The sequence below is a fragment of the Paractinoplanes pyxinae genome, from assembly GCF_026626335.1.
GTDB lineage: Bacteria > Actinomycetota > Actinomycetes > Mycobacteriales > Micromonosporaceae > Actinoplanes > Actinoplanes pyxinae.
In genome coordinates this window covers 126664-143078 of sequence record NZ_JAPNTZ010000006.1, presented here as the reverse complement: position 1 = coordinate 143078, position 16415 = coordinate 126664, and the positions used below count along the sequence as shown (strand labels likewise).

The following is a 16415-nucleotide window of genomic DNA, read 5'->3' as shown; positions in this document are numbered from 1 at the left end:
TCTCTCGAAGCTGTGCCTATCCAAGAAAGGTGCGCTCCCGCATGTCCAGATTGAGACTCATAGCCGCGGCGGTCGCCGCGACAGTGGTCGCCGCATTGGTGCACGCACCAGCGGCGATGGCCGCCGGACCCAACCTGGCCGCCGGCAAGACCTTCAGCGCCAGCAGCTTCACCGACGTCTACGGGGCCGGCAACGCCGGTGACGGCAACGCCAACACGTACTGGGAAAGCAACAACAACGCCTTCCCGCAGTGGATCCAGGCTGACCTGGGCACCGCCACCCAGGTCAACCAGGTCGTCCTCAAGCTGCCGCCGGCGGCCGCGTGGGCCACCCGCACGCAGACCCTGTCCATCCAGGGCAGCACCAACGGCTCCTCGTTCTCGACGCTGAAGGCCAGTGCCGGCTACGTTTTCAACCCGGCCAGCGCCAACACCGTGACCATCGACTTCACCGCCGCGAGCGCCCGGTTCGTACGGGTCAATGTCACCGGCAACACCGGCTGGCCCGCCGGTCAGCTCTCCGAGGTCGAGGTCTACGGCCCCGTCTCGGGCGGCGACACCCAGGCGCCGAGCGCGCCCGGCAACCTGGCCTTCACTCAGCCCGGCAGCGACCAGATCCGGCTCACCTGGTCGGCGTCGACCGACAACGTCGGCGTCACCGGCTACGACGTGTACGCCAACGGCGTCCTGCGGACGAGCGTGGCCGGCAACGTGCTGACCTACACCGACTCGCAGCCGGCCAGCGCGACCGTGGCCTACCAGGTGCGGGCCAAGGACGCCGCCGGCAACACCTCGGCCTTCAGCAACACCGTGACCCGCAACGGCACCTCGGGGCCGGGCGCCAACCTGGCCCAGGGCAAGCCGATCGAGGCGTCCTCGGTCGTCCACACGTTCGTGGCCACCAACGCGAACGACGGCAACACCGCGACGTACTGGGAAGGCGGCGGTCAGCCGGCCACGCTGACGGTCAAGCTGGGCGCCAACGCGGCCCTGTCGTCGGTCGTGGTCAAGCTCAACCCGGACAGCTCGTGGGGCGCCCGCCAGCAGACGTTCTCGATCCTCGGGCGGGAGCAGAGCTCGAGCACCTTCACGACGATCGTGGGCTCGGCCTCGTACTCGTTCAACCCGGCCTCGGGCAACACCGTGACCATCCCGGTCAGCGCGACCGCGGCCGACCTCCGACTCTCGTTCACCGCGAACTCGGGCGCGCCCAGCGGTCAGGTCGCGGAGCTGCAGGCCATCGGCACGGCGGCCCCCAACCCGGACCTGACCATCACCGGCACCTCGGCCTCGCCGGCCTCCCCGGTCGAGACCGACGCCGTCACGCTGTCGGCCACCGTGCGCAACGCGGGCGGCGTCGCCAGCGCGGCTTCCAACGTCAACTTCTACCTGGGTACGACCAAGGTGGGCACGGCCAACATCGGTGCTCTGGCCGCGGGCGCTCAGGCCACCGTGTCGGCCTCCATCGGCGCTCGGGACGCGGGCTCGTACCAGGTCGTGGCCAAGGTCGACGAGGCCAACACGGTCATCGAGTCGAACGAGGCCAACAACTCGTACACCAGCCCGTCGAACCTGGTGGTGACCCCGGTCAGCAGCTCCGACCTGGTCGCCTCGGCCGTCAGCTGGTCGCCGGGCACGCCGGCCGCGGGCAACACGGTCACCTTCTCGGTCACGCTGAAGAACCAGGGATCGGCGGCCTCGGCCGGTGGCGCCCACGGCGTCACGCTGACCGTGCTCAACGGCTCGTCGGTCGTCCGCACGCTGACCGGGTCGTGGACCGGCACCCTGGCCGCGGGCGCGTCGTCGCCGGCCATCAACCTGGGCACCTGGACGGCGGCTAACGGGCGTTACACCGTACGCACAGTAATTGCCAACGACGCCAATGAGCTGCCCGTCAAGCAGGCCAACAACACCAGTGAAAAGGCCTTCTTCGTCGGACGCGGCGCCAACATGCCCTACGACATGTACGAGGCCGAGGACGGGCAGACCGGCGGGGGAGCAGCCGTCGTCGGCCCGAACCGGACCGTCGGCGACCTGGCCGGCGAGGCCTCCGGGCGCAGGGCGGTGACGCTGAACCAGACCGGCGCGTACGTCCAATGGACCACCCGGGCGGCGACGAACACCGTGGTCGCGCGCTTCTCGATCCCGGACGGCACGACCAGCTCGATCAACGTCTACGTCAACGGGACGCTGAACAAGACGCTGCCGCTCACCTCGAAGTACGCCTGGCTCTACGGCAACGAGACCGCGCCGCAGAACTCGGGCACCGGGCCGCGGCACATCTACGACGAGGCGAACATCCTGCTGAACGGGTCGTTCCCGGCCGGCAGCGTCGTCAAGCTGCAGAAGGACGGCGCCAACTCGGGCAGCATCGCGATCGACTTCATCAACCTGGAGCAGGTCTCGCCCAAGGCCAACCCGGATGCGGCCCGTTACGTCGTCCCGACTGGGTTCGACCAGCAGTCGGTGCAGAACGCGCTGGACACCGCCCGCCAGGACACGACCAAGCTCGGCGTCTACCTGCCGGCCGGTGACTACCAGACGTCGAACAAGTTCCAGGTGTACGGCAAGTCGATCCGCGTGGTCGGGGCCGGGCCTTGGTACACCCGCTTCTACACGCCGTCCACGCAGTCCGAGACCGACGCCGGGTTCCGGGCCGACAGCACCGCCAACGGGTCGACGTTCGCCGACTTCGCGTTCTTCGGCAACTACACGATCCGCATCGACGGCCCCGGCAAGGTGTTCGACTTCGCCAACACGGCCAACATCACCATCGACAACATCTGGACCGAGCACGTGGTGTGCCTCTACTGGGGCGCCAACACCGACAACATGGTGATCAAGAACAGCCGGATCCGGAACACGTTCGCCGACGGCGTGAACATGACCAACGGCAGCACCGGCAACCTGGTCGACAACAACGAGGCCCGGGCCACCGGCGACGACAGCTTCGCGCTGTTCTCGGCGATCGACGCGGGCGGGGCCGACGAGATCAACAACGTCTACTCCAACCTCACGTCGATCCTGACCTGGCGAGCCGCGGGCATCGCGGTCTACGGCGGGTACGCGAACACGTTCAAGAACATCTACATCGCTGACACCCTGGTCTACTCGGGCATCACCATCAGCTCGCTCGACTTCGGCTACCCGATGAACGGGTTCGGGGCCAACCCGCCGACCGTGTTCGACAACATCTCGATCGTCCGGGCCGGTGGCCACTTCTGGGGCAACCAGGTCTTCCCGGCCATCTGGGTGTTCAGCGCGTCGAAGGTCTTCCAGGGCATCCGGGTCTCGAACGTCGACATCGTCGACCCGACGTACTCCGGGATCATGTTCCAGACCAACTACGTGGGTGGGCAGCCGCAGAACATCGTGAAGGACACCGTCTTCACGAACGTCACGATCACCGGTGCCCAGCGCAGCGGTGACGCGTACGACGCCAAGAGCGGCTACGCCATCTGGGCCAACCCCATGCCCGAAGCCGGGCAGGGCCCCGCGGTCGGCTCGGCCACCTTCACCAACCTGCAGCTGAGCAACAACTACCGCGACATCGAAAACCCGACCTCAACCTTCACCATCATCCGCAACTAGTTGTCACGGAAGGGGCCCGCGTTGCCTACGCGGGCCCCTCTGCCGTGCACTTCGCGTAGATTCAGCCCTGTGGAACGCATCGTCCTGCCTGACGGCCGCACGCTGGAATACCTGGTGGAGGGCCCGCCCGGCGCCCTGCCGCTGGTGCTGCACCACGGCACCCCCTCCGGCGCTGTCCGCTTCGCTCCCATCGTCGACTCGGCGCTGCGGCACGGCCTGCGCATCGTCGAGGCCAGCCGCCCCGGCTACGGCGGCTCGACACCCCACCCCGGCCGCCGCGTGGCCGACGTCGCCGCCGACACCGCGGCCCTGCTCGACGGGCTCGAGGCGGCCCACTTCGTGACGGTCGGCTGGTCCGGCGGCGGCCCCCACGCCCTGGCCTGCGCGGCCCTGCTGCCCGGCCGCTGCGCCGGCGCGGCCACCATCGCCGGGGTAGCCCCCTACGACGCGTCCGGCCTCGACTGGCTCGACGGCATGGGCGAAGAGAACATCGCCGAGTTCCAGGCCGCGGCCGACGGCGTGCAACCGCTGGACAAGTTCCTGTCCGGCATGGCCGACGACCTGTCCCGGGTCACCGCCGACGACGTGGTGGCCGCCTTCGGCGACCTGCTGTCCGAGGTGGACAAGCGCGCTCTGACCGGCGGCTTCGCCGACTACCTGGCCGAGTCGACCCGGTACGCGGTCTCGGCCGGCATCGCCGGCTGGCGCGAGGACGACCTGGCCTTCCTGGCCGACTGGGGCTTCCCCCTGACCGACATCCGAGTGCCGGTAGCCATCTGGCAGGGCGACCAGGACAGAATGGTCCCGCCCGCCCACGGCCACTGGCTGGCCCACCACGTGCCCGGCGCCGAGGTGCACCTGAACCCGGACGAGGGGCATCTGTCGCTAATCGCCAACTTCGACGCGATCGTCGAAAACCTGCTGGCCCACATCACCGTCTGAGCGTTCGCGTGGACGAACCGTAGTGCTAGCCTTCTCGGCGTACGCCCCGGGACTCGCCTCTGCTTGCATGCGACCCGGGGCATAGCTATGCCTGGCGTCGGGGCCTTTCCGCGGTATGGCACGGGCCGCCGATCTGGAACGGATTCCGGAGTCGGCGCACACGCTCCAGACGCCGGTGGATCTAGCCGCGTGACCCACTGCAGGCGGGGCGAAATGCGCGGTAGAGCGCGGGCCGCCACATGGTCATCTGATTGCTCCGGCTGAGCGGCGAGACCCAGAACCCGCAGAGCATTGCGGGCACCACATCGTCGGACTGGAAGTTCAGACAATTGCCGTCGGACCGCTGTCCTCGTCGCCCGGAATGGCCATCTCGGTTGTGCCGGCACCCGCGGCTCTCATTCTGAGAATGGCATGATCGTTTTTGCGGGCGATCTTCTCGGCGCGGAATAATGGTTTATGGGGCAGCTCGGGTTGTTTTCCAGGTCGGAGATCGACGCTATGCGAGACCGGACCAGGTCGCGTCGTTATTCGCCGGAGCAGAATGAATTCCGGCGCGACCATGCCCGTCGACGGCGATGGGGTCTGGTGCGGCGCCACGCGGCGAAGTTGTGCCGGTCGCACGGGTGTTCGCGGGAGTGCGCGGTCGCGGGTCTGCACGATCAGGTTGATCGGGTGCCGCCATTGATTTGGGATCCCGAGGTGGCTTGGCAGCGGCGGCCACCCAGGCCGGTGCTGGGCGATGAGACAACAATCGGCCCGGTTCGGTCCGGCACCTCCGCCGAGAACCCAGCGGATCAGGCCCCGCCCGCAGATCTACCCCGCACTGCCGCCTCCGCGCAGCCCGCCGATTCACCTCGCTCCACCGCCTCGACGCAGCCCGTAGTTGCACCCCGGCCTGCGGATCCGCCTCAGCTGACCGGCTCCGCCCAACCCGGCGACCCGGACAAGCCCGCGGATTCGGCCCAGCCTGCTGGTTCGGCCCAGGCTGTGGATCTGACCCAGCTTGGCGGCTCGGCCCAGCCCGGCGACTCGGCTCGGCCCGCGGATTCGACCAAGCCGGCCGGCTCGGATCGGCCGATGATTCCGATCCCGTCATCCGGTCCGTGTCGGCGCGCCGATCGAGTTTGGTCCGCCAACGGCACGAAGCCAGCGGGTGCCGGGTCCTTGTGTCCACGGCCGGCGCGGTACCGACCATGGCTTACGGCGGGTGCCGGGAGTCTCTTGGATGGATCGCAGGTGCTTATCGGATCGCCGGAAGGCACCCGCGGTAATCGTAACGAACTAGTCGCGAGAAAGATGCTCCAATTCGATTGGCGGCGAGAAAAAATGGTTGGCGGATAGGTTGTCGACGCTCGACTCCCATATCTCATTGTCGGCGTGTGAATATCCCATCTTGCTGGTCAGGCTGGGCCGGGATCGCCAGCTTCCGAATTCCGATGAGAGCGAACGACACAGCAGCGCGCGCCCTTCTCGGAAGGCGGGCGCGCGCTGCTGCGTCGTGCAGTCAGACCTCGACCGGGCTCAGTTCGGGCAGGGTCTCGGCCCGCGGAGTGGGCTCGGGAGCCGTTTTGCGGGCCGTCGGCACGAGCAGGGCGACCAGGAAAGCTGCGGCGGCGACGAAAGTCAGCACCAGGAAGGCCTCGGTGAAGCCGGACTCGGCGGGGAGGCCTTGGGCGCCCGGGTGGCTGGTGATGATGGAGCTGACGACCGCGGTGCCGATGGAGGCTCCGATGGTTCGGATGTTGGTGTTCATGCCGCTGGCCACGCCGGTCTGGTGGCGGGGGACACTCTGGACGATCAGGTTGACCAGCGACGAGTAGACGAGTCCGAGGCCGATGCCGAAGACGCCGCCGGCCACCGCTACCTCCCACGGGGCGCCGTGCCGCAGAGCCAGCGACAGCGTGGCCACCGTGCTCAGCGCCGCACCCCACAGCAGTTGGGACTTGCTGCCCGCCCAGCGGGTGAGCGGGCCGCTCAGCGAACCGAAGACGGCCATCGTGACCAGCATCGGCAGCATCAGCAGGCCGGCCCCCGTCACCGTGGCGCCGAAGCCGTAGCCGGACGAGGCCGGGATCTGCATGAGCTGGGGGAGGAAGGCGAACACCCCGAACATGGCTGCCCCGAACAGCAGGGCGACCAGGTTGGCCGTCCAGACCGCGGGCAGGCGCATCATGCGCATGTCGATCAGGGGTTCGGCCGAGCGCAGTTCGGCCAGCAGCCACGCGGCCAGCAGCACCACCGCGGCGGCCAGCAGGCCCAGGGTGCGGGCCGACGTCCAGCCCCAGGCGGTGGCCTTGCTCAACGGCAGCAGCAGCGCGACCAGCCAGGCCGACAGCAGGGCGGCCGACAGCCAATTCACGCGGCCGGGGGTGCGTACGGGGGAAGCCGGAACCAGCCGCCAAGCGGCCAGACCGACCAGCACGACCACGGCCAGCGGCAGCCAGAACAGCCAGCGCCAGTTGAGCGCGCCGACGATCGGGCCGGCCAGGACGATGCCGAGGCCGCCGCCGGTGGCGATGACCGCGGCCAGCACGCCGATGGCCGAGGTGACCCGGGCCGGCGGGAACTCGTCGCGCAGGATGCCGAACGAGACAGGGAAGATCGCGCCGCCCAGGCCCTGCACGACGCGGGCGATGATCAGCACGGTGACGTTGGGGGCGACCGCGGCCAGCAGGCAGCCGAGGGCGATCGCGGCCAGGGCGACCAGCAGCGCCCGGTCCTTGCCGGTCATGTCGGCGATGCGGCCCATCAGCGGGGTGGCCACCGACGCGCTGAGCAGCCAGGCGGTGAGCACCCAGGTGACCGTGCCGGCCGAGGTGTGCAGGTCCTGCTGGATCGTCGGGAGGACCGGCGTGACCAGCGACTGCATGAGCGAGAAGGCCGCCGCGGCGGCGGCCAGGACCGCGAAGGTCGTTCGCGGCGAACGCTGGTAAAGTCGAGGCATGCCTCCACATTAGTGGAGGGGTGCCTCCGGTTCGCAACCGGATTACGTGTGAGGAGCGTCTCCGATGGCGGTTGCCGTACGCCGTCCGCAGCGTGCTGACGCGCGGCGTAACTTCGACGCGTTGCTGGTTGCCGCGCGGGAGGCTTTCGCCGAGAACGGCACCGAGGCGTCGCTCGAAGACATCGCCCGCCGCGCGGGTGTCGGCATCGGGACTCTCTACCGCAACTTCCCGACCCGGCAGGATCTGTTCGAGGCGGTCTATGTCGAAGAGATCAGCCAGCTGGCCCGCGTCGCCGAAGAGGTGGCCGAGTTGCCGCCGTGGCAGGCGCTCACCACCTGGCTCGAACAGTTTGTCTCGTACGCGAAGACCAAGCGAGCCGTTATCGAGGCGCTGAATCGCGAGTCCGAGATGTTCCGCTCGTGCCGCGAGGCGATGTACGAGGCCGGCGAGCCGTTGTTCCAGCGCGCTCAGACGGCCGGCGAGGTGCGTGGCGACGCCAGCTTCGACGACCTCTTGCGCCTGGTCTCGGGCTTGACTTCCGGTACGTATGTCGATGACGCCCAGCGCGACCGGGTGCTCATGATCGCGCTGAGTGGACTCAGAGCCTGATCGTCTGCCCGCTGCGGGCGCTCTCGCGGGCCGCGTCCAGGACTGTCATGTTGCGGACCACGTCGGCCGGCTCGACCGGCAGCGGCCCCTCGCCGCGCACCGCCGCCGCGAAGGCCGGGTAGTACAGGTCCCACCGGCCGCGCTCGCTGCGCACGCGGGTGCCCTCGTCGCCGCGGTAGATGCGACCCCACGCAGCCTCGGGCTCGACGCCCCACTCGTCGCCCAGATCGGCCGGGGACTGCCCGGCCTTGAGCGCCGCCTCTTGGCCGTCGACGCCGAGCACCACGAACGTGCCGGTGGTGCCCGCGACCCGGTAGCGGGGGCCGGGCGCGCCCTGGCGCCAGCTGCCCCACAGGTGCGACTCGACGCCGTTCACGTGGTGCAGGGCCAGGAAGAAGTCGTCGTCCAGCTCGCCGCTGCCGCGCACCTCGGCGTACGCCCGGACGGCCGGCCCGTTGAGCAGCAGCGCCTGGTCGACCAGGTGGGAGCCGAAGTCGAGCAGGGTGCCGCCGCCGGCCGCGCCGGGCTTGCGCTCGGGCGCCCACCGCTCGAAGCGCGACTCGAACCGCCGGACCGTGCCGAACTGCCCGTCGTCGATGAGCCGCCGCAGCGTGCGGAAGTCGGAGTCGTAGCGCCGGTTCTGATAGACGCTGAGCAGCACACCCTTGGCCTTGGCGGCGGCCACCACCTCGCGGGCGCGCTCGGCGTCCAGCGTGAAGGGCTTGTCGACCACGACGTGCAGCCCGTGGGCGATGGCCTCGAGCGCGAGCTCGGCGTGCGTGGTGACCGGCGTCGAGATCGCCACCGCCTCGGCCCCGGCCTCGGCCAGCGCGCCGATCGAGTCGTACGCGGTCGCGGTGGGGTGCTGTTCGGCCAGCTGTTTGCGCCGCTCGTCGTTGGTGGTGACGACGCCGAGGAATTCGATGTTGGCCGCCGACGCGATCAGGGGGGCATGGAAGGTTCGCCCACCCGAGCCGTAGCCGACCAGCCCGAACCGCACCGCGTCACTCATGCTTCGAAACCTTGCCACATCTTCGCCGCCGCCTGTCGGATGGGTGACGGGTACTTCAGCGCAGAGCTTCCGATGGGCCAACATTCGTCCCATGAAGCCCGCACAGATCGAACGCACGCCGTTCGCCGACCTCGACGGGCAGCCCCGCGAGATGACCGCGATGCTGCTGGCCGCCCTGGACGAGATGGGCCGGCACCCCGAGATCCGGCGGGTCCGGCGGACGGCCCTGGACGCGCTGCGCCCCGAGCCGGGCTGGCAGGTGCTCGACGCGGGCTCCGGGGCCGGTGAGGTCGCCCGTTGGCTGGCCCACGAGGTCGGGCCGACGGGCGGCGTGACCGCCCTGGACTACTCGGCCGCCACCATCGCCGCCGCGGTCGAGCGGCACGACGGCAGCAACGTGCGCTACACCACGGGTGACGTGTCGGCCATCGACCTGCCGGCGGGCAGCGTCGACGGGGTCTGGTGCGAGCGGGTGCTGCAGCACGTCGACGACGCCGACCTGGCCATCGCCGAGATGGTGCGGGTGACCCGGCCCGGCGGGCGGATCTGCCTGATCGACACCGACTGGAGCTCGCTGGCCTTCGACGGGGTGCCGCCGGCCCTGGCCCGCACGGTCGTGGCGGCCATGCACGGGCGGCTCACGCCGAAGCAGGTCGACATGGGCCGCACGCTGCGCCGCCGCCTCGTCGGCAAGGGCCTCACCGACGTGCGCGCGACCCCGGTCACCTGCGTCTTCGGCGACCCGGCGTCGGCCGCGGTGGTGCTGCCCATGGTCAACCCCATGGTCCCCGAAGCGGCTTGGACGACCCCTGCCGGCGTACGGGAAAAGTGGTTCTCGCACGTCGACGAGGCCGGCGCGCGCGGTGACTTCCTGGCCATCCTGACCATCTGGACCGTCGCCGGCACGGTTCAGGAGGCGCGCCGCCAGTACTGACGCTTCTTCTCGTCGCGCACCACGAAGCCCAGGCGGCCCAGCTCCTCGCGCAGCTCACGCGCATCGTCGTCGTCGCCCGCCGCGATCGCCTTCTGCCGGGCGGTGAACACTGCGTCGGGCAGGTCGGGCAGACCGGGCACCCAGCGCCGGTACGCCTCGAGGTACGGATCCTTCTCGGCCCAGGCCACCCCGCGCGCGCCGAACGCCGCGCTCAGCTTCTGCTTCGACAGGTGGTTCGGCTCGCGGGCCAGCTCGCGCCCGGTGCGCCCGAGCAGCACCAGCTGGTCACGGTCGGGGAAGGCCAGCGCGATCTCGCCCTTGGGCACCTCGCGCCGATGCCCGGGCCGGGTCAGCACGACCTCGGTCGGCGTGATCCGCACGGTCAGCGACTCGGCGTCGACCAGCGCCGCGAAGATCAGCCCGAGGACGAAGCCGATGCCGAGCGCCACCACCAGATCCCACGGCTCGGGCAGCTCGCGGACGAAATTGAACGGACCGCCGAAGGGCAGCCGGTCGATCAGCCAGAGGATCCCCCACAGCAGGGCGGCCCCGGCGACCGGCAGCAGCAGCCACACGAGCACCCTCGACCACCAGGGCGTCGGCACGGTCGTTTCCTGTTCCAGCACGCCACCGAGTCTTCCGGCGGCGGCGGGCCGGCCGATACCGACTCGGGTCGAGGCGGCGTAGACCAAAGTCGACTGCTTTTTGTCGTACGCCGTCGGTAGCGTCGGGGCATGAAGAGATGGCTGACCGAGATCGCGCTGGCCGCCGTGGCCGTCGCGCTGGGCCTCTTCTTCCTGGCCACCTCGATCGGCGAGGGTGACGGCGCTCCCGTGGCGGCCGAGGTCGCCACCGGCGCGCTGGCCGTGGCCGGTCTGGTCCTGTTCCGGCGCAGTCGTCCGGTCACGCTGGCTCTGGTCCTCATCCCGCTCGGCATCCTGTTCGCCATGCCGATGGGCGCCACCCCGATCGCGCTGTTCGCCGTCGGGCTGCGCCGCCGCCCGTGGGTGACGGCCGGGCTGGTCGCGCTGCACGCCGTGCTGGTGAGCTCGATCTACTTCCTCGCGCTGGGCAGCACCCGGCTCTTCTACGAGACCGTCACCTTCCTCGTCCTGCTGCACGTCAGCCTGGTGGCGATCGCCATGCTCATCCGCTCGCACCGCCAGCTGGTCGCCTCGTGGGCCGAGCGGGCCCGCCAGGCCGAGGAGGGTCAGCGCCTGCGCATCGAGCAGGCCCGGCTGGCCGAGCGCGAGCGCCTGGCCCGCGAGATGCACGACGTGCTCGCTCATCGACTTTCGCTGCTGGCCGTCCATGCCGGCGCTTTGGAGGTACGCCGGGAGGCGTCCGGCGACGAGCAGCGCGCAGCCGGGCTGATCCGCGAGACCGCGCACGACGCGCTCGAGGATCTTCGGTCCGTGATCCATATGCTGCGCGCCCCGGCTGAGGACCGGCCGCAGCCCACCCTGGGCGACGTTCCGGCCCTGGTGGAACAGTCCCGGTCGGCCGGGGCCGAGGTGGGCCTGGAACTCGACGGCGGCGAGGGGGTGCCCGTGTCGGTGGGCCGGCACGCCTACCGCATCGTGCAAGAGGCGCTGACCAACGCCCGTAAGCATGCGCCCGGCGCCCCGGTCCGGGTGGCGATCAGCGGCGGCGCCGGACACGGGCTCGATGTCGCGGTCCGCAACGTCCTCACCGCGCCGGGGCCGGCCATGCCGGGGGCCGGCGTCGGCCTGGCCGGGCTGCGCGAGCGGGTGCAGCTGGCGGGTGGGCGCCTGGAGCACGGCCCGACCACGGGCGGCGAGTTCCATCTGAGAGCCTGGCTGCCGTGGTCGACGTGAGCGACGAAAAGCCGGTGTCCGCGGGCGCTCCCGGTGCCGGGGCGCCGGCCGCGGCCGGCCGAACGACCCGGGTTCTGCTGGTCGACGACGATGCTCTCGTGCGGGCCGGGCTGACGATGATGCTGGGCGCGTTCGACGACATCGAGGTGGTGGGCGCGGTCACCGACGGCACCGAGGTGGCGTCGGCCGTCAACACCCACGGGCCCGACGTCGTGCTGATGGACATCCGCATGCCGGGCCTGGACGGGCTGAGCGCCACCGAGTCGTTGCGCCGCCGCCCGGACGCGCCTCAGGTCATCGTGCTGACCACGTTCGACACCGACGAGCACGTGCTGCGGGCGTTGCGCGCCGGGGCGGGCGGCTTCCTGCTCAAGCACACCCCGCCGCGCGAGATCGCCGACGCCGTGCGCCGGGTGGCCGCGGGCGAGCCGATGATGTCGCCCGAGGTGCTGCGCAAGATGATCGGCATGGTGTCCGGGGCCGACCCGGGCCGCGATCGGGCGCGAACGGCCCTGGCCCGGCTCAGCCCCGGCGAGAACGACGTGGCCCGGCTGATCGCCGAGGGCCGCACCAATCACGAGATCGCCACGGAACTCCTGATGAGCACGGCCACCGTCAAGGCGTACGTGTCGCGGATCTTCACGAAGCTGTCGCTGACGAACCGGGTGCAGATCGCCCTGCTGGTGCACGACGCCCGCTGACCTTGCGGCCGACCGGCACCATGCGGGCCAGCAGCGCGTCCAGCGGCATGCTGGCGAACCCGATGCGCACGTCGCTGGCCCCGTACGGCATCCAGAACCGCCCGTCGTGCACGAGCCCGCCGCACGAGTAGAGCACGTTCGGCACGTAGCCCTCGCGCTCGATGTCGTCCGGGTCGATCAGGCCCTCGGGCAGGTCGGCGATCACCTTCGACGGGTCGTCCAGGTCCAGCAGCATGGCCCCGATCGCGTACCGCCGCATCGGGCCGACGCCGTGGGTCAGCACCAGCCACCCGGCCTCGGTCTCGATCGGCGAGCCGCAGTTGCCGACCTGGATCAGGTCCCACCCGCGGTGCGGCATGAGCAGCGGCTGCGACGGCTGCCACCGGTGCTGGTCGTCCCGCACGGCCAGGCCCAGCGTCTCGCCGTCGGAGCGGCAGAGCGCCATCTTCTTGCCGTTGATGTAGCGGGGGAACAGTGCCACGCCCTTGTTGGCCGCGGCCGGCCCGCTGAGCCGGGTCACCTCGAAGTGCCGCAGGTCGCGCGAGAAGATCACCCGGCCCGAGATCTGCCTTCCGTCGTACGCGGTGTAGGTGGCCTGGTAGACGTGCCGGCCGTCCGGGTCGGTCACCCGCACGAACCGTGCATCTTCCATGCCGTTGCTCTCGGCCGGGGTCGCGGGCCACATCACCCGCTGGTGCAGCGGCACCGCGCACGGGAACTGCAGCGCGTAGTCCTCGCTGACGATGTGCCGGATCCGGTCGATCGTCTCCTGCGAGTGCGGCCGGGCCAGCAGCTCGCCCGGGATGTGAGCGATCGTGTCCTCGAACTCGACGTCGGTGAACCGCTCGGGCAGCACCGAGACCACGTACGAGGACGCCTCGTTGTCGATCTCGGCATCGATCAGCGCCGCCGCCAGCTGGTTCTTCCAGTGCGTGGCGCCGACCCGCTGGCCGACCAGGAGCGGGCCGCCCCGGTCCTCCATGCGCAGGGTGTCGCCCGGGCCGAGCACGGCCGAGCAGAACCCGATGGACGAGATGTGCCCCTCGCCGATCTGCCGCAGGCTGATCGCCACCCGCAGCTCGCCCGGCTCGAGGCCGGCCTGGTCGGGGTGCTCGACCATCGACGGGTTGCACAGCGCGGCCGCCTCGACGGCGAACTCGTGGCTGAAGTACGCGCCGATCAGCGAGCGCGCGGTCGGCGACAGCTCGATCTCGGGCGGCACCCGGTGCTGCACCAGCTCGTAGTGGTGCTGGAACGTGCCGAGCAGATCGTGGTGCCGGCCGCCGAAGCGGGTCAGCACGTCGTCGAGCAGCCGGCCGATCTCTTCCTCGTCGAGCTGCAGGATGCGCTCGATCAGGCGGCCGGCCCGGTTCTTGACGGTCTGCGAGTCCTCACCGGGGACGAACAGCTTGATCACGACGCGCCGGCCGTCCGGCTGCATGACGACGTCGTGGCGGGTGATCGTGTCTTGAGTATTCATGGTTGCGGTCACGCTAGGCCGCCTGACGGTCGGGTCGCGCTCCGGGTCGCCAGCGTGCGGGCATGCTGCAGCGTGGAGACGAGCGCGAGGGTGGATTCGGCTCCTTGATTCACATTAGGACCAGTTGCCGTCAGTCCGTCATAACATCCACCGGTTAGCGGGTCGTACATCGTCGTCTGACCGTCGTTGTCGCCCAGGAACCAGGCGATCGCCCGGAAAAGCTGCTCGTCCCAGCGCTCGTCGCCGGTGACCGCGGCCGCGGTGGCGCAGGCGTCGGCGGTGGCCGCGGCCTCGATCGGCTGCTGGTCGAAGCGGTGCTTGGGCACGCCGGGCCGCCAGCCGCCGACCGGCACCACCGACAGGTGCCCGCCGTTGTCCTGCTCCCGGCACAGCCAGGCCAGCATCTTGAGCCCCGAGCGCAGCAGGGTCTCGTCGCCCAGCAGGTCACCGGCGGCGATCAGCACCTCGGGCAGGGCCGGGTTGGCGTACGTCAGCTCGGGCTCGGGCCAGACCCAGTCCGGCTCTTTCTTCGACGGCAGCCCGATCACCGTGGCCGCGTCGGCCAGCACCTCGGCCGCCTCGCGGGCGCGCGGATCGGCCCGCAGCACCTCGGCCGCGCCCAGGCCGGCGAACGCCATGGCCCGCGACCACGGCGACCGGGCCCGGCAGCCGATGAGGAAAGCGTTCATCGCCTCGCGCCGGATCCACGGCACGGTCGAGCGGGCGGCCGCCGTGCCCAGCCCCCACAGCGCGCGTCCCCACCAGTCGCCCAGCGAGGGCTCGTCCTCCCAGCGCCGCTCGAACGAGAACCGGTTGCGGAAGCCGCCCTCCGGCCCCTGGGCGTGGGTCAGGAAGGCCAGGTAGCGCTCGGCCAGGCCGACCAGCTGGACCGTCGGCCGCGGCTCGCGGCTGATCAGCAGCAGCCCCCGGGACACGTCGTCCACGCAGTAGCCGTGCTCGCGCCGGACGATCGCGTTGCGGGCGTGCTCGAGCAATCCGGTGTCGTCGGACAGGCGGGCGACGTGACTCCAGTCGGGTGGCGGGGCGTCGGCCAGCTGGATCGGGGGCGGGACCAGGCGCAGCCCGCCGGCGGCCGTGATCACGCCGGAACCGACGCGGCCAGCGGGGACCGGGTGGCCAGCAGGCCGTTGGCCAGGGCCTGGTAGCGCGCGGCGACCGCGGGCCAGCGCAGGGTGGGGCCGCCGGCCAGGCCGGTGAGCCGCCCGGGCAGGCCCGGCTCGGCCAGCACGTGCCGGATCGCCGAGGCCATCGCCTCCGGGTCCTGGTGCGGCACGAGCAGGCCGGGGCCGTCGGCCAGCAGCTCCACGGCGTGCGGGAACTCGGTCGCGACGACCGGGATGCCGGCCCCGACCGCCTCGATCAGGACGCCCGAGGTGACCTGCTCGGTCGAGTCGTACGGCAGCACCACCACGTCGGCCGAGCGGATCAGCCGGGTCAGGTCGTCCTCTTCCAGGTACGCGTCGTTCCAGCACACCGAGTCGGTGATCCCGAGGTCGGCGGCGAGCGCCTTCAGCGAGTCGCGGTAGGCGTCGCCGAACTGCTCGAGAACCTTCGGGTGCGTACGACCGGCGACCGTGTAGACCGGGTTTTCCTTCTCGATCAAGGCCAGTGCCCGCAGCGCCCATTCGATGCCCTTGCCCGGGCCGAGCAGGCCCCACGTGAGCAGGTGCGGACGGTCGTGCTCCTCGCGTGGGCCGGTGCCGCGGCTGGCCGCGCCGTGCGGGATCACCGAGATCTTGCGCGGGTCGACGTCGTACCCGGCGGTCAGCCGCTGCCGGGCGGTGTCGGTCATGGTGACCACGGCGTCGGCGGTGGCCGCGATCTGCTCGAGCACCTGCCGCTGCAGCGGGTCGGGCGAGCTGAGCACGGTGTGCAGCACGACGATCGAGGGCACCTGCAGCGCGCGCAGCAGCGGCAGCACCTCGTTGCCGGCGTCACCGGGGTAGATGCCGTACTCGTGCTGCAGGATCGCCACGTCGAAGCGGTTGAGTGCGGCGGCCGCGGTGCGCCAGCCGCCGGGGGTGTCGGTGTGCCAGGTGTGCACGGTTCTGGGAGCGCCCCGGTCCAGTTCGATGCCGCCGCTGACACTGTCGCTCGCGAGCAGCCGGACGACGCCGGAGCCGCCGTTCGTGTTCAGATGCGTGGCCAGTGCGGCATTGAAGGTGGCCAAACCACATTGGGTCGGCGGATAGGTACTCAGAAAACCGTACGTCGCGGGCATGACTAGGCCTTTCTCGCTCTGCGGCTGCCTGTCCGCAGCACGGCTCAGCGCACCCGGACAGGGCTGTGCCGGGCGCGCGCAAACGCCATTGCGGAGATCCGGGAAATGGCCCGGATTAACAC

General features: G+C 70.7%; 13 protein-coding genes. 6 read left to right on the top strand and 7 right to left on the bottom strand.

The window, feature by feature from the left end:
* The first annotated feature begins 41 nt into the window (after positions 1-41).
* A complete protein-coding gene (locus OWR29_RS17840) occupies positions 42-3590 on the top strand; it encodes a galactose-binding domain-containing protein (protein ID WP_267564024.1) in 3549 nt (1182 codons plus the stop codon).
* 69 nt (positions 3591-3659) lie between these two features.
* Positions 3660-4532 (top strand): alpha/beta fold hydrolase, encoded by an 873-nt coding sequence (locus tag OWR29_RS17835; protein WP_267564023.1) that lies wholly within the window; start codon positions 3660-3662, stop codon positions 4530-4532.
* A gap of 321 nt (positions 4533-4853) precedes the next feature.
* On the opposite strand, the gene OWR29_RS17830 is transcribed toward OWR29_RS17835, so the two are convergent.
* Together OWR29_RS17830 and OWR29_RS17825 are read right to left on the bottom strand one after the other, a co-directional pair.
* Positions 4854-5129, bottom strand: coding sequence for a hypothetical protein (locus OWR29_RS17830; protein WP_267564022.1), 276 nt, complete (start codon positions 5127-5129; stop codon positions 4854-4856).
* A gap of 907 nt (positions 5130-6036) precedes the next feature.
* Positions 6037-7476: an MFS transporter gene (locus OWR29_RS17825; RefSeq protein WP_267564021.1), complete on the bottom strand. Its 1440-nt coding sequence runs from the start codon at positions 7474-7476 to the stop codon at positions 6037-6039.
* A 64-nt stretch (positions 7477-7540) separates the two neighbouring features.
* Here OWR29_RS17825 and OWR29_RS17820 point away from each other — a divergent pair, with 64 nt between their 5' ends.
* A complete protein-coding gene (locus OWR29_RS17820; protein WP_267564020.1) occupies positions 7541-8086 on the top strand; it encodes a TetR/AcrR family transcriptional regulator in 546 nt (181 codons plus the stop codon).
* Here OWR29_RS17820 and OWR29_RS17815 read toward each other — a convergent pair.
* Complete coding sequence (locus tag OWR29_RS17815; RefSeq protein ID WP_267564019.1) at positions 8076-9098, bottom strand: Gfo/Idh/MocA family protein; 1023 nt, start codon at positions 9096-9098, stop codon at positions 8076-8078. The two genes, OWR29_RS17820 and OWR29_RS17815, sit on opposite strands and share 11 nt — an antisense overlap.
* A 91-nt stretch (positions 9099-9189) precedes the next feature.
* Between OWR29_RS17815 and OWR29_RS17810 the strand changes: the two genes are divergently transcribed.
* A complete protein-coding gene (locus OWR29_RS17810; RefSeq protein WP_267564018.1) occupies positions 9190-10032 on the top strand; it encodes a methyltransferase domain-containing protein in 843 nt (280 codons plus the stop codon).
* Here the strand turns inward: OWR29_RS17810 and OWR29_RS17805 are convergent.
* The gene (locus OWR29_RS17805; RefSeq protein ID WP_267564017.1) at positions 10008-10658 is read right to left on the bottom strand and encodes a YqeB family protein; all 651 of its coding nucleotides are present in this window, start codon (positions 10656-10658) and stop codon (positions 10008-10010) included. The genes OWR29_RS17810 and OWR29_RS17805 overlap by 25 nt on opposite strands.
* Positions 10659-10766: 108 nt before the next feature.
* Between OWR29_RS17805 and OWR29_RS17800 the strand changes: the two genes are divergently transcribed.
* Positions 10767-11870, top strand: coding sequence for a sensor histidine kinase (locus OWR29_RS17800; protein WP_267564016.1), 1104 nt, complete (start codon positions 10767-10769; stop codon positions 11868-11870).
* Positions 11867-12571, top strand: coding sequence for a response regulator transcription factor (locus OWR29_RS17795; RefSeq protein ID WP_438872608.1), 705 nt, complete (start codon positions 11867-11869; stop codon positions 12569-12571). Before OWR29_RS17800 ends, OWR29_RS17795 begins: the two co-directional genes overlap by 4 nt.
* Here OWR29_RS17795 and OWR29_RS17790 read toward each other — a convergent pair.
* The 3 genes from OWR29_RS17790 to OWR29_RS17780 are packed head-to-tail and all read right to left on the bottom strand — an operon-like array spanning position 12510 to position 16293.
* Positions 12510-14051 (bottom strand): glycoside hydrolase family 130 protein, encoded by a 1542-nt coding sequence (locus tag OWR29_RS17790; protein ID WP_267564015.1) that lies wholly within the window; start codon positions 14049-14051, stop codon positions 12510-12512. The two genes, OWR29_RS17795 and OWR29_RS17790, sit on opposite strands and share 62 nt — an antisense overlap.
* An 8-nt stretch (positions 14052-14059) precedes the next feature.
* Positions 14060-15151, bottom strand: a complete 1092-nt coding sequence (locus OWR29_RS17785) for a glycosyltransferase (RefSeq protein WP_438872623.1) — start codon at positions 15149-15151, stop codon at positions 14060-14062.
* On the bottom strand, positions 15151-16293 hold the full coding sequence (locus OWR29_RS17780) for a glycosyltransferase (protein ID WP_267564013.1): 1143 nt from the start codon (positions 16291-16293) through the stop codon (positions 15151-15153). Before OWR29_RS17780 ends, OWR29_RS17785 begins: the two co-directional genes overlap by 1 nt.
* Positions 16294-16415 lie beyond the last annotated feature (122 nt).